The sequence below is a fragment of the Secundilactobacillus hailunensis genome, assembly GCF_005405185.1.
Taxonomy (GTDB): domain Bacteria; phylum Bacillota; class Bacilli; order Lactobacillales; family Lactobacillaceae; genus Secundilactobacillus; species Secundilactobacillus hailunensis.
The window spans coordinates 1-229 of the sequence record NZ_BJDO01000150.1 but is presented as its reverse complement, the minus strand read 5'-3'; the positions used below and the strand labels follow the sequence as shown (position 1 = coordinate 229).

Sequence of the window (229 nt, the reverse complement as noted above, 5' to 3'; positions counted from 1 at the left end):
CGTGCCATCCGGATTAACCGTGGCCGGGACTGTTGTCTTATCTGGTGTGTACCCTTCAATTGGCGGCACATCAACATCAACATGCTCACCCGTCTTACCAGTTACATCAGGGACCGTTTGGTCACCTTGGTTACTTGGAATCGTCACATTTGCTTTGGCATCATTTGGCGTGTAGTTAACTTTACCGGTTGTCGTTGGATTATCAACTGTGATCGTGCCATCCGGATTA

General features: G+C 48.5%; 1 protein-coding gene. It reads right to left on the bottom strand.

Annotated features, from left to right (window positions below):
- A partial coding sequence (locus FFM73_RS12885) for a hypothetical protein (RefSeq protein ID WP_171001305.1) occupies positions 1-229 on the bottom strand: 229 nt, incomplete at both ends.